Annotated in this window: 15 protein-coding genes and 1 tRNA gene; 12 read left to right on the forward strand and 4 right to left on the reverse strand. The window is 68.7% G+C overall.

The annotated features are described in order from the left end of the window. Positions 1-539, forward strand: a 539-nt coding sequence (locus tag B2Y21_RS09585; RefSeq protein ID WP_414632852.1) for a cobaltochelatase CobT-related protein, incomplete at its 5' end; no start/stop codon positions are given. Then, positions 536-1,504 carry an esterase-like activity of phytase family protein gene (locus B2Y21_RS09590; RefSeq protein ID WP_292059266.1) on the forward strand — a complete coding sequence of 323 codons (969 nt, stop codon included), beginning with the start codon at positions 536-538 and terminating at the stop codon, positions 1,502-1,504. The genes B2Y21_RS09585 and B2Y21_RS09590, both read left to right, overlap by 4 nt. 169 nt (positions 1,505-1,673) lie before the next feature. Here the strand turns inward: B2Y21_RS09590 and B2Y21_RS09595 are convergent, their stop codons facing one another. The 3 genes from B2Y21_RS09595 to B2Y21_RS09605 are packed head-to-tail and all read right to left on the reverse strand — an operon-like array spanning position 1,674 to position 3,453. Next, positions 1,674-2,264: a demethoxyubiquinone hydroxylase family protein gene (locus B2Y21_RS09595; protein WP_292059268.1), complete on the reverse strand. Its 591-nt coding sequence runs from the start codon at positions 2,262-2,264 to the stop codon at positions 1,674-1,676. 12 nt (positions 2,265-2,276) lie between these two features. Beyond that, positions 2,277-2,816, reverse strand: coding sequence for a disulfide bond formation protein B (locus tag B2Y21_RS09600; protein ID WP_087139293.1), 540 nt, complete (start codon positions 2,814-2,816; stop codon positions 2,277-2,279). 55 nt (positions 2,817-2,871) lie between these two features. After that, positions 2,872-3,453: a YqaA family protein gene (locus B2Y21_RS09605; protein ID WP_125900452.1), complete on the reverse strand. Its 582-nt coding sequence runs from the start codon at positions 3,451-3,453 to the stop codon at positions 2,872-2,874. A gap of 224 nt (positions 3,454-3,677) precedes the next feature. Between B2Y21_RS09605 and hppD the strand changes: the two genes are divergently transcribed. The 9 genes from hppD to B2Y21_RS09650 all read left to right on the forward strand — a co-directional run bounded on the left by hppD (position 3,678) and on the right by B2Y21_RS09650 (position 9,471). After that, positions 3,678-4,763, forward strand: a complete 1,086-nt coding sequence (gene hppD / locus B2Y21_RS09610; RefSeq protein WP_292059271.1) for a 4-hydroxyphenylpyruvate dioxygenase — start codon at positions 3,678-3,680, stop codon at positions 4,761-4,763. Next, positions 4,764-4,949: a hypothetical protein gene (locus B2Y21_RS09615; protein WP_125900454.1), complete on the forward strand. Its 186-nt coding sequence runs from the start codon at positions 4,764-4,766 to the stop codon at positions 4,947-4,949. A 149-nt stretch (positions 4,950-5,098) separates the two neighbouring features. Beyond that, the gene (locus B2Y21_RS09620; protein ID WP_292059273.1) at positions 5,099-6,181 is read left to right on the forward strand and encodes an isoaspartyl peptidase/L-asparaginase family protein; all 1,083 of its coding nucleotides are present in this window, start codon (positions 5,099-5,101) and stop codon (positions 6,179-6,181) included. Next, on the forward strand, positions 6,178-6,546 hold the full coding sequence (locus B2Y21_RS09625) for a cupin domain-containing protein (RefSeq protein ID WP_292059275.1): 369 nt from the start codon (positions 6,178-6,180) through the stop codon (positions 6,544-6,546). Before B2Y21_RS09620 ends, B2Y21_RS09625 begins: the two co-directional genes overlap by 4 nt. A gap of 10 nt (positions 6,547-6,556) precedes the next feature. Next, on the forward strand, positions 6,557-7,027 hold the full coding sequence (locus B2Y21_RS09630) for a methyltransferase family protein (RefSeq protein ID WP_292059276.1): 471 nt from the start codon (positions 6,557-6,559) through the stop codon (positions 7,025-7,027). Beyond that, positions 7,018-7,308, forward strand: a complete 291-nt coding sequence (locus B2Y21_RS09635) for a hypothetical protein (RefSeq protein ID WP_292059279.1) — start codon at positions 7,018-7,020, stop codon at positions 7,306-7,308. The genes B2Y21_RS09630 and B2Y21_RS09635 overlap by 10 nt, the downstream gene beginning before the upstream one ends. A gap of 67 nt (positions 7,309-7,375) precedes the next feature. Continuing rightward, positions 7,376-8,383 (forward strand): fumarylacetoacetate hydrolase family protein, encoded by a 1,008-nt coding sequence (locus B2Y21_RS09640; RefSeq protein WP_292059281.1) that lies wholly within the window; start codon positions 7,376-7,378, stop codon positions 8,381-8,383. 76 nt (positions 8,384-8,459) lie between these two features. Then, positions 8,460-9,314, forward strand: coding sequence for a hypothetical protein (locus B2Y21_RS09645; RefSeq protein ID WP_292059284.1), 855 nt, complete (start codon positions 8,460-8,462; stop codon positions 9,312-9,314). A 72-nt stretch (positions 9,315-9,386) separates the two neighbouring features. Further along, positions 9,387-9,471 (forward strand) — tRNA-Leu (locus tag B2Y21_RS09650). 7 nt (positions 9,472-9,478) lie between these two features. Here the strand turns inward: B2Y21_RS09650 and B2Y21_RS09655 are convergent. After that, complete coding sequence (locus tag B2Y21_RS09655; RefSeq protein ID WP_292059286.1) at positions 9,479-9,697, reverse strand: hypothetical protein; 219 nt, start codon at positions 9,695-9,697, stop codon at positions 9,479-9,481. A 153-nt stretch (positions 9,698-9,850) separates the two neighbouring features. Between B2Y21_RS09655 and B2Y21_RS09660 the strand changes: the two genes are divergently transcribed. After that, positions 9,851-10,405: a TetR/AcrR family transcriptional regulator gene (locus B2Y21_RS09660; RefSeq protein WP_292059288.1), complete on the forward strand. Its 555-nt coding sequence runs from the start codon at positions 9,851-9,853 to the stop codon at positions 10,403-10,405. Positions 10,406-12,103 lie beyond the last annotated feature (1,698 nt).

Genomic DNA, 12,103 nt, shown 5'->3' on the forward strand with positions numbered 1-12,103 from the left:
GCGCCTGGAAGGGCGGGCAGTCGCGCGAGGCGTGGATCAGCGCTGGCAAGCCCGCCAACCCCGGCCGTCTAAACGACCTGCGCCACATCATCTACAAGGGCGCCGACGCGCCGTGGCGCCGGGCCAAGAAGAACCTGGGCCTGATGATGCGCGAGGGCCTGCTGAAGGAGAACATCGACGGCGAGGCGCTGGAATGGGCGCACGACCGCCTGCTGGCCCGGCCCGAGGCGCGGCAGATCATGATGGTGATCTCGGACGGTTCGCCCGTCGACGATTCCACCCAGTCGGCCAACGCGGCCCTCTATCTGGACAAGCACCTGCGCCAGGTGATCGAGAAGATCGAGACGCGCAGCCCGGTCGAGCTGCTGGCCATCGGCATCGGCCACGACGTGACCCGCTGGTATCGCCGCGCCCTGACCATCGTCGACGTCGAACAGCTGGCGGGCGCCATGACCGAAAAGCTGGCCGAACTGTTCGAGGCCGAACCGAAGACCGTCAGCAGCAAGGGCGGACGGGTTCCGCACAAGCGCGCGGCGTGAATCGCCGCCTCTATGTCGCGGCCCTGATTTCCCTCGCCCTGGCCGCCTGCGCCGGAGCGGCGGTCACCTCCCATCCCTGGACGCCGGAGGCGACGGCCGACGGCTGGGCGCCCGCGGGCGGCTCGACGCGGCAGGTCGGCCTGGGCTGGCCCGGCGGCGCCCGACTGGCCAAGGGCGTACGCTATGCGGGCGGGGTGCAGTTGATCGCGGCGCCCGTCTCCAGCCTGCACGGACTGTCCGATCTCAAGCTGACAGGCGACGGCGGCTTCGTCGCCGTGTCGGATTCCGGCGATCTGGTGCGCGGGCGGCTTGAGCTGGATGCGGACGGGAAGCTGACGGGGCTGCACGATCTGCGGGTGCGGCGGCTGACGACCGCCGACGGCGAACCGATCGGCGACAAGGCTGCGGGCGACGCCGAGGGGCTGGCCCTGGGCGAAGACGGCGAGGTGCTGATCAGCTTCGAGCGCGAACATCGCATCTGGAGCTACGGCCCGCTGGACGCGCTCAGCGCCCGGCCGCAGGCGCGGCCGCATCCGGCCGGCGACTTCCCGTTGAATGAAGGCCTGGAGGCGCTGGCGACCGCGCCCGGCGGCTGGCGCGTCGGCGGCGAAGGCGGCGGCGTGTGGGACTGTTCGCTGGAGGGTTGCCGCACCGTGGTCGCACCGACGGCGCCCGCCGATAGCTGGCGGCTGACGGGGCTGGAGCGCGATCCCGGCGGCGACGGCTGGTTCGCGGTGCAGCGGTCGTGGCGCCCGCCCTTCGACGTGCGCGCCCGCGTGCGCCGCATGGACGCCGACGGCGCGCTGGGGCCGGTTCTGGTCGAGCTGAAGCTGCCGGGCCTGACGGATAATTTCGAGGGGATCGCCGCCGAGCGCCGCGCAGATGGCACGCGCCTCTACATCCTGTCGGACGACAACGCCAATCCAGCGCAGAAGACCCTGATGCTGGCGTTCGACGTCCGCTGATCCTTCTCCCTCCCCTTCATGGGGAGGGTGGCTGAGCCTGAAAGGCGAAGCCGGGTGGGGACGGCCGAGCCATTCAAGCGCCACGCCCTGATCACCGAGCCCTCCCCACCCGGTCGCTACGCGACCACCCTCCCCATGAAGGGGAGGGAGAGGCGTTGAGCTCTTGGATTCAGATGCGTTCGCTGATCTTGATGGCGGCCTTGCAGCCGACCTTGATGACGCTGCTGAGCAGGCGGTAGGCGGGGGCCTCGCGGCTGCCGTGCTCGATGGCGTGGTCGTGGTGGGCCAGTTCCTCTTCGCGGAACTTGGTCAGTTCGGCGGCCAGTTCGGGGTCGCGGTCGCGGATTTCCTCGATCTGGTCGGCGTAGTGTTTCTCGATGACGCTCTCGACCGCCTCGGTGCAGGCATGGGCGGCCTTTTCCGAGATCAGGGCCGTGCCCGCGCCCAGGGCCGTCGCCGCCAGCTTCCACAGCGGGATCATGGCCGTGGGGCGCACCCGGTTCTCGTTCAGCAGGGTCTCGAAGCGGGCCAGGTGGACGGCCTCGTGTCCCTCCATCTCGGTCAGGTCGGCGGCAATGGCGTCCTTGCCCTTGCGGCCTTCCAGCACGGCGCGCTGGGCGCGGTAGATGTGGACAGCGGCGAACTCGCCCGCGTGGTCGACGCGCAGCATCTCGGCCAGGCGGGCCTTGTCCTGACCCACGCCGGGGCGAGCCAGGGGGATGCGGCGGGCTTCGGAGACGGCTTCGGCTGATTGGGTCATGACGCCTCTATCCTAGCTTCTGGGCGCGCGGGCGTCCTTGGGACGTTTCGCCGCCAGCAGGCTGAAGATAGCCAGCGCCAGCGAGATCACAAAGTTCCAGCCCGCCATCGACAAGCCCGCAAAGCTCCACGGAATATCGCCGCAGGAGACGAAGCCCGTGCTTCCGCCCGTGCCGTCGACGAGGGCCGTCAGCGCCGACAGGTCGATGGTGGTGCTCGGCGCGGCCATGCAAGTGGCGGGCAAGGCCCACCAGCGCAGTTCGCCCCCGGCGTGATAACCCGCCGTGATCGCTCCGGTCAGGAAGATCGCCGCCAGCAGGAAGGAGGCGATGCGCGGGGTGCCCCGGCTGGCCCGGCTGAACAAGGCCCAGAAGGTGGCGGCCCCGGCGATGGCGACGGCGGCCCAGTAGACCTCGCGCTGCTTCAGGCACAGGTTGCAGGGCGCCAGGCCGCCGAACCGCTCGAACGCATGGGCCGCGCCCAGCATGGCCAGGGCGGCGGTCAGGGCGAAGGCCGTCCACCAGCGGGTCAGCGTTTTATAGATCGCGCTCATCTGCGCCTCACAGGAACCAGGCGCCTCTCATAAACTGAGCGGGGACCGGCGTCGATCAGTGACCGATCAGCTTGACCATAAAGAAGGCGCCGACCAGCAGCGCCAGGAACAGCACGGTGAACAGGGCCAGCCGCTTCTCGACGATCGCCAGCATGGGCGGCCCCCAGCGCTTGAGCACGAAGGCCACCAGGAAGAAGCGGGCGCCGCGCGTTACGACGCACAGGGCGATGAACAGCGCCAGATTGAACTGGAAGATGCCCGAGGCGATGGTGATCAGCTTGAAGGGGATGGGCGTCAGCCCCTTGATCAGGATGACCCAGGCGCCGTGCTGCTGGAACAGGGCCTTGGACGCCTCGAAGGTGTCGGCCTTGCCCAGCAGGGCCAGCATCCACATGCCGACCGGCTCCAGCCAATAGCCGATGGCGTAGCCCAGGATCCCGCCCAGCACCGAGGCGATGGTGCAGACCGTGGCGTAGAAATAGGCGCGTTCCGGCTTGGCCAGCACCATGGGCGCCAGCATGACGTCCGGCGGAATCGGGAAGAAGGAGCTTTCGGCGAAGGAGACCACGGCCAGCGAGCGGGTCGCGTGACGATGGCGGGCCAGGGAGAAGACCCAGTCATAGAGCTTGCGAAGCATTCAGGCGTCCCGATCGAGGCCCCCGCCTCTCGTCCCTCGCCCGATAGCAGGCCAGACGAAACGGCGCGAGAGGCGAACGATCGCCTGCGACACCGGAACGTGTGCCGTTTCAGTCCACAGCCGCCTTGCGCCCGAGGCCGCCCCGCCAGTAGGTTCCGCCCCAATCAGCGGCCGCGCCATGCAGGCCTGAGCCGCGTCAAACCATAAGAGAGAGGAGACGCACCATGCAGGATGCCGCCAAACTCGACCAGGAAAACCCCCTCGGCGTCGACGGCTTCGAGTTCGTCGAATTCACCGGCCCCGAGCCCGAGGCGATGATTTCGCGTCTGGAGCTGATGGGCTTCACCCCCACCCATGTGAACCCGGCCAACGGCGTGGTGCGCCTGAAACAGGGCGACATCACCATGCTGGTCCACCGCGCTCCAGCCGGTCAGGCGGCGGACTTCGCCAAGGATCACGGCCCCTCGGCCAACGGCATGGCCTTCCGCGTCGCCGACGCCAAGGCCGCCTATGAAGGCGCGCTGGCGCGCGGCGCCCGCAAGGCCGAAGGCGTGAACGGCGGCGCCCTGGCCGGCGACTACCCCTATGTGCTGCAGGGCATCGGCGGCAGCCTGCTCTATGTCGTCGACCAGTACGGCGAGACCGGCTCCCTCTATGACGCCTGGGACGAGATCGAGGGCTGGGAAGAGGCCGAGCGCAAGAACTCCATGGGCCTCGAAATCCTGGACCACCTGACCCACAACGTCCGTCGCGGCGAGATGCGCACCTGGTCCGGCTTCTACAGCTCGGTGTTCAACTTCGAAGAGCAGAAGTATTTCGACATCAAGGGCAAGGCGACGGGCCTGTTCTCCCAGGCCATGATCGCGCCCGACCGCGCCATCCGCATCCCGCTGAACGAAAGCCAGGACGAGAATTCCCAGATCGAGGAATTCATCCGCCGCTACAACGGCGAAGGCATCCAGCACATCGCCCTGACGACCGAGAACATCTTCGAGACGGTCGAGGCCATGCGCGAACGCGGCGTCGACTTCCAGGACACCATCGAGACCTATTTCGAACTGATCGACAAACGCCTGCCGGGCCACGGCGAGGACGTGGAGCGGATGCGCAAGAACCGCATCCTGATCGACGGTTCGGACGAGGAAGGCCTGCTGCTGCAGATCTTCACCCAGGACACCTTCGGCCCGATCTTCTTCGAGATCATCCAGCGCAAGGGCAATGAAGGCTTCGGCAACGGCAACTTCCAGGCCCTGTTCGACTCGATCGAGCTGGACCAGATCCGTCGCGGCGTCATCAAGGTCGACGCCTGAATGCGGTTTCGGCCTCCGCACTGGCTGCCCTGGCTCGGTCCGCTTCTGGCGGCCGGGGCCGGGGCCCTGGCGGGCGAGTACTGGCTGGGGGGCGGCTTCTGGATGGTGCTGGCCGCCGCCCTGGTCTGCGGCTTCGCCCCCATCCTGGCCCACCGCCTGTGGCGACGCCTGCATCACAGACGCTAGACTACGCTTTCCTCCCCATTTCATGGGGAGGGGGACCGCGAAGCGGTGGAGGGGCCTCTTCGAAAACCAAGCCGCCCCTCCGTCTCGTCGGCTAAGCTGACGATCCACCTCCCTATGTCATGGGGAGGAGAAACAATGGGGAGCCTGAAATGAAATCCATCGCCTTCGCCGTCGCTGCGGCCGCCGCCCTTCTGGCTTGCCCGGCCATCGCACAGGACGCCCCGACTTGGTCGCTGGCCATTCATGGCGGCGCGGGCGTGATCGAGCGCGCCCAGCTCAGCCCTGAGCGCGACGCCGCCTATCGCGCGGGCCTGCAGGCCGCGCTGGACGCCGGGTCGGCTGTGCTGGCGCGCGGCGGCTCGTCGCTGGACGCCGTTCAGGCCGCCATCGAGGTGATGGAGGAGAACCCCCTGTTCAACGCCGGACGCGGCGCCGTCTTCACCTCGGCCGGGAAGAACGAACTGGACGCCGCCGTCATGGACGGGACGGACCTGAACGCGGGCGCCGTCGCGGGGCTGACCCGCACGCGCCACCCCATCGCCGCCGCCCGCGCGGTGATGGAGAAGTCGCCCCACGTCATGCTGATCGGCGAAGGCGCCGAGACCTTCGCCCGCTCGGCCGGGCTGGAGGAGGTGTCGCCCTCCTTCTTCTTCACCGAAAGCCGCTGGCAGGCCCTGCTGAAGGCGCTGCGCGACCGGGGCGAGCCGCTGCCCCCGCGCCCGGAAGGCGCCCCGGCCGAACCGACCCGCCTCGGCCCGGCCGCGCCTCTGGCCTTCAACCTGCATGAAGCCCCGCTGGACGAGCGCAAATTCGGCACCGTCGGCGCCGTGGCCGTCGACAGCCAGGGCCGCCTGGCCGCCGGCACCTCGACCGGCGGCACCACGGCCAAACGCTGGGGCCGGGTCGGCGACGTGCCGATCATCGGCGCGGGCACCTACGCCTCCAACGCCGACGGCTGCGCCGTCTCGGCTACCGGCACGGGCGAGTATTTCATCCGCGCCACCGTCGCGCGCGACATCTGCCGCCGCACGGCCGAAGGCGCGACCGTCCAGGCCGCCGCCGACGCCGAGATCGCCGAGGTCGGGACCATTGGCGGAGACGGCGGCGTCATCGTCATGGGCAAGGACGGCGTGCACGCCTTCTCGATGAACACCTCGGGCATGTATCGCGGCGCCGTCTCCTCGACCTCGTCCGCACGCGTCGCCATCTACGGCGACGAAGCCGGACGATGAGCGGCGAGGTCGTCGATCTCGAACAGAAGTTCGCGGCCTTCTCCGATCACTGGCGGCCGCGCGTCGCCGCTCGATTGAACGGGCAGGACGTGCGGCTGGTGAAGGTCCAGGGGGTCTTCCCCTGGCACCGCCACCCCGAGGCCGACGAGATGTTCATGGTCTGGAAGGGCCGTTTCCGCGTCGAGTTCCGCGATCGGGTGGAGACGCTGGAGCCTGGCCAGTTCATCGTCGTGCCGCGCGGCGTCGAGCATCGAACCGCCGCCGACGAGGAGGCCGAAGTGCTCATCTTCGAACCGTCCGAGGTGATCAACACCGGCGATGCTTCGCCCTCAGACTTCACCGCGCCGTCCGGCCAAGCGATATGATCCAGACCCGATGACGACCCGAGACAATCCCGGCGTGCTCGCGCCCCCGCCGCTGATCTACCTGGCCTTCCTGCTGGCCGGGTTCGGCATCGGCCGCCTGATCGACGAGCCGTCGCTGGGGCTGGCGACGGACTGGCGGCGCGGCCTGGCCTTCGTGCTGGTGATCGGCGGCCTGGCGCTGGACGGGATCGCCGCCGGAACCTTCCGTCGTCTGGGCACCCCGCCCGAGCCGTGGAAGCCGACGACGGCGCTGGCGACCGGCGGCCTCTACCGCTTCAGCCGCAACCCGATCTATCTGGGCTTCGCCCTGACCTACGTGGGGTTCGCCGTGGCGATGGACAGCCCTGTGGCGCTGGGCCTGATCCTGCCCTGCCTGATCGTCATCGACCGCTTCGTCATCGCCCGCGAAGAACGTTATCTGTCGGCGCGCTTCGGCGCTGACTACGACGCCTATAGAGGAAGGGTCCGTCGATGGCTGTGAACCCCGAAACGCCCGCGCCCCACGCCGATGAGCTGTCGGAAATGGCCATCGAGGAGCTGGACGCCGCCTGCGGCCTGCGCTGGGTCGAGCTGAAGGCCGTCACCCCCTGGGGCGACACCTATGAAGGCATGGCCCCGTCCGGCCGCACGGTCGAGATCGAGCGCCGCTACCTGTGGGCGCACGAACCCGCGGGCGCCGTCATCGTCGAGGTCGAGGTCCGCGACCCGGCCCAGCAGACCGGCGCCGAAGCCCGCGCCGTCATCTCGCCCCCGAACAGTTGATCGAACGGCGTCCGCCCCGCTCATCTCCCCGCTTCCCAATCGCCTCAGCCAAGACTAGCCTCGCCTTATGAAACTCGCCTCGCTCAAGCACGGCCGTGACGGCCGCCTCGTCGTCGTCTCCAACGACCTGAACTGGTTCACGGACGCCTTTCTGATCGCGCCGACGCTGCAGGCGGCGCTGGACGACTGGGAGCGGTGCGAGCCGCTGCTACGCGCCCTGGCCGAAAGCCTGGAGCACGAGGGCGTGCCGCGCGGCCGCTTCCACGAGCGCGACGCCGCCGCCCCCCTGCCCCGCGCCTATCAGTGGGCCGACGGCTCGGCCTATGTGAACCACGTCGAACTGGTGCGTAAGGCGCGCGGCGCCGAGATGCCGCAGAGCTTCTGGACCGACCCGCTGATGTATCAGGGCGGCTCCGACGGCTTCCTGTCGCCGCGCGACGCCATCCCGCTGAAGGACGAGGCCTGGGGCTGCGACCTGGAGGCCGAGATCGTGGTCGTGACCGGCGACGTGCCCCTGGGCGCGACGCGCGAAGAGGCCCTGGCGGCGATCCGCCTGGTCGGCCTGGTCAACGACGTCAGCCTGCGCAACCTGATCCCGGCCGAACTGTCCAAGGGTTTCGGCTTCGTCCAGTCCAAGCCGGCCAGCGCCCTGTCGCCGGTCTTCGTCACGCCGGACGCCCTCGGAGATCGCTGGACGGACGGCAAGCTGTCCGGCGCCCTGCTGGTTCAGGTCAACGGCCAGGACTTCGGCAAGGCCGATGCGGGCGTCGACATGACCTTCGACTTCGGCACGCTGATCGCCCATCTGGCCAAGACCCGCTCCTTAAGCGCCGGGACGGTCATCGGCTCGGGCACGGTGTCGAACAAGGACGCCGACGGCGGCCCCGGCAAGCCGGTGTCCGAAGGCGGCCTGGGCTATTCCTGCATCGCCGAGATCCGCACGGTCGAGACCATCCAGACCGGCGCGGCCAAGACCCCCTTCCTCAAGCACGGCGACACCGTCCGCATCGAGATGCTGGACGACAAGCACCACACCCTGTTCGGCGCCATCGAACAGACAGTGGCGGCGGCCTGAGCGAACGCCGGTCCGTTTTAGCTTGCGGCGGGATACGGACCGGCTAGCTTCTTCGGTCATGGAGCGGAGAAGGTTGATGAAAAACGGGCTGTTTCGGGGCCTGACGGCCGCGGTCTTGAGTTTGACGGCGGCCACAGCAACGACGGCCCAGGACTCTGACGACTGGGATCTGCTGGTTCAGCCCGAAAACGAGCTGACCGTGGCCTATACCCAATTCGACAATGGCCTTCTGTTGGCCGCCCGCTGCCAGCGCGGGGTCTATCAGGTGATGGTCGGCGGCCTGCCGGCGGCGCCGGAGAGCAAGGACTTCCACAAATCCAACCGCATTCTCGTCATCGGCATCGGTGATGAGGAGGAAACGGAGCAACGTTTCCTGCTGGGCGATAATCCCAGCATCGCCTTCTCGGAACTGCCGGCGCCTCTGGCGCGCCAGATGCGAGAGGGCGGGACGATGACGATTGTGGCGCCCGGAGGCGGCGAAGGCGGTCGGAACCTGCGCTATCTGGTGGAGCTGCCTGCGTCCAACACCGCAATCGATCAGTCTCTGGCGGCTTGCGGCCGACCGCTTGTCGATCCGCGCGACCAGCAATTGGACGAGCTGAAGGACGACGGCCTCCCGGTCAATCTGGCCTGGAAGCGGGCGCCTCAGCCCGAATATCCCCAAGGTCGGACCTATACGGCGGGGTTTGCGGTCATCACCTGCCTCAGCCAGGCTGACGGCCGGGTGGATGATTGCGTGGTCGAGACGGAATTCCCGGTCGGCGGCGGCTTCGGCGCTGCCGCCATGCGCGGGACGCGCAAGGGGCGACTGGAAAACCGCGGGGGCGGCGACGGACCCGTTCCGGTCCGGCTGATCGTCTACCGCGTCAACTACACCATGTCCGATCCTGAGTTCTCGACGGGCAGCCGCCTCCGTCGCAGCGACGAATGATGCGACACGGTGCGATCTTCGATTGACGGAGGCTTCGCCGTCGCTAGATTGCGCCGCCTTGAGCCTAGCCGTGCCGGTGTGGTGGAATTGGTAGACGCGCCGGACTCAAAATCCGGTTCCGCAAGGAGTGTCGGTTCGAGTCCGACCACCGGCACCAGGGCCTTTTAGGGGATCCGAGCGCGGCTCTCCCCGGATGCGACCTCTTTCGCCGCCGTATCCTGCGAACGCGCCGCCACGGCGACGCCGCCCACCAGGCCATCGCTCTCGACGCAGAACGGGTTCATCTGCCCTTCCCAGCCGCCGTTGAGCGAGCAGGAATAGCAGCCTGACAGCGTCATGCTGACGCCGATGACCGCCAGAACCTTCCAGATACGATCCGGCATCCTCATCCTCCATCCCTGCGGTCCCCGTGTAGCACGGCGATGCGCCCGGCGGGCCGTCGCGGCGCAGCTTGCGCGCGTCTTGCGCATTCAAGAGACGAATGCCTCTTGAACAACCGGACACAAGTGTCCACTTAACGCCTCATGACCCGTCCCTTGCGACAAGACGCCGCGGAACGCCGCGAAAGGCTGCTGAAGGCGGCCGAGGAGGCCTTTGCGCGCGACGGGCTGGACGTGCCCCTGCACCTGATCGCCGAAAAGGCCGGCGTGGGGCGGGCGACGCTGTATCGAAACTTCGCCGATCGGTCGGCGCTGGTGCTGGCGATCTTCGTCGAGCAGATCGAGGATCTGGGCCGTCGTACGCGCGCGCGGCTGGATGATCCCGACGCCTTCCTGTGGTTCCTGGAACAGCTGGTCGCCCTGATGATGACCAGCGCCGGCCTGTCCGCGCTCATCCGCGACCTGAAGGTCGAGGCGATGGAGCCGGTGCGCCAGGGCGTGCGCGAAGCCGGGGCCGAGGCCCTGGCCGTGTCCCAGGCGGCAGGGCGGGTGCGGCCCGATCTGACCGTCGAGGACATTCGCGTCCTGGCCCTGATGCTGGGGGCGCCGTCGCGGGCGGTCGTCTCGCCCGAGGATCGCATCGCCCTCAGCCGCCGCTCGCTGGAGCTGGCGCTGGACATGGTGCGCCCGCAAGGCGGGGCCCGCACATGAGCCGCCATCACTGGAATCTGCCGTGGGAGGACTTCTTCGCCACGCTGAAGCCGCACGAGCGGCCGGTCATGCCCGGCTCGCCGTCCACGCCGGACCACGCCATGCCCTGGCGTCTGGCCTATGGCCTGGTCGGCGCCCTGGTCACTCTGACCGGCAGTCTGGGCAATGCGGCCGTGACGGCCAGCCAGCCGCAACTGGCGGGATCGCTGGGCGTGACCCTGGCCGAGGCGGCCTGGCTGCCGGTCATCTTCGTCATGACCAATGCGAGCATGAACCTGCTGCTGGTCAAGTTCCGCCTGCAATACGGCCTGCGGCTGTTCGCCGAGATCGTGCTGATCGTCTTCCTGGCCGCCGCCCTGGCGCACCTGTTCCTGCAGGACTTCGCCTCCACCCTGGCGGTTCGCGCGGTCGCCGGGGTCGCGGCGGCGGGCATGACGACCCTGGGCATCCTCTACATCATCCAGGCCTTCCCGGCGCAGCACCGCCTGAAAAGCATCATCCTGGGCGTCGGCCTGTCCAGCCTGGCCATCCCCATGGCGCGGCTGGGTTTGACCACCCTGCTGGACCGCGACCTGTGGCGGGCCTTCTACATGTTCGAGGTCGGGCTGGTGCTGGTGACGCTGGCCGCCGTCTTCGCCCTGAAGATGCCGCCCGCCCAGCGCATCAAGAGCTTCGAGCCGCAGGACTTCATCACCTTCGCCCTGTTCGCGCCGGGCATGGCGCTGCTCAGCGCCGTGCTGGGCCTGGGGCGGATCGTCTGGTGGCTGGAAGCGCCGTGGGTCGGCTGGGCCCTGGCCGCCGCCGTCCTGTTGCTGTCGGCCGCCGCCATTCATGAATACAACCGCGCCAACCCCCTGATCGACCTGCGCTGGCTGGCCGGGCGCGACATCGTGCGGCTGATGCTGGCCATCCTGCTGGTGCGGATCGTGCTGTCGGAACAGACCACCGGCGCGGTCGGCTTCCTGCAGCAGATGGGGCTGGGCAACGACCAGATGCACGACCTGTTCTGGGTCATGCTGGCGGCCACGGCGGCGGGATCGCTGGTCAGCGCCTTCACCCTGAATCCGACCAAGCTGTGGAAGCCGATCTCCATCGCGCTGGGCCTCATCGCCTTGGGCGCCTATCTGGACAGCCACGCCACCGTGCTGACGCGGCCGGGCGAGCTGTACGTCAGCCAGGCCCTGCTGGCCTTCGCCGCCGCCTTCTTCATCGGGCCGACGATGATCATCGGCTTCGGCAAGGTGCTGCAGGGCGGCGGCAAGAGCTTCATCAGCTTCATCATCTTCTTCTCCCTCTGTCAGAACGTCGGCGGTCTGATGGGCTCGGCCCTGATCGGCACCGTCCAGACCCTGCGCGAGAAGTTCCATTCCAACCAGCTGGCCGAGAGCATCGGCCTGGGCGATCCCGAGACGGTGCAGCGGCTGCAACAGCTGGGCGGNNGGCGGCGCCTACGCCCATGTCATCGACGACCCGGCCCTGCGCCAGGGCGCGGCCCTGCGCCTGCTGCACCAGCAGGTCAGCCAGCAGGCCCAGGTGCTGGCCTACAACGACGTCTTCCTGATGATCGCCGTGGTCGCCGCCGTCGGCGCCGTCTGGGTCGCCGTCAACCATTACCGCCCCCGCATCGAGGCACTGTGCGCCCGCCGTCGCGACGCCGCCCAGGCGAGCCAAGCGCCGGCGCCCTCCGCCGAGTGAACC

It is taken from the genome of Brevundimonas sp. UBA5936, assembly GCA_002430835.1.
Taxonomy (GTDB): Bacteria; Pseudomonadota; Alphaproteobacteria; order Caulobacterales; family Caulobacteraceae; genus Brevundimonas.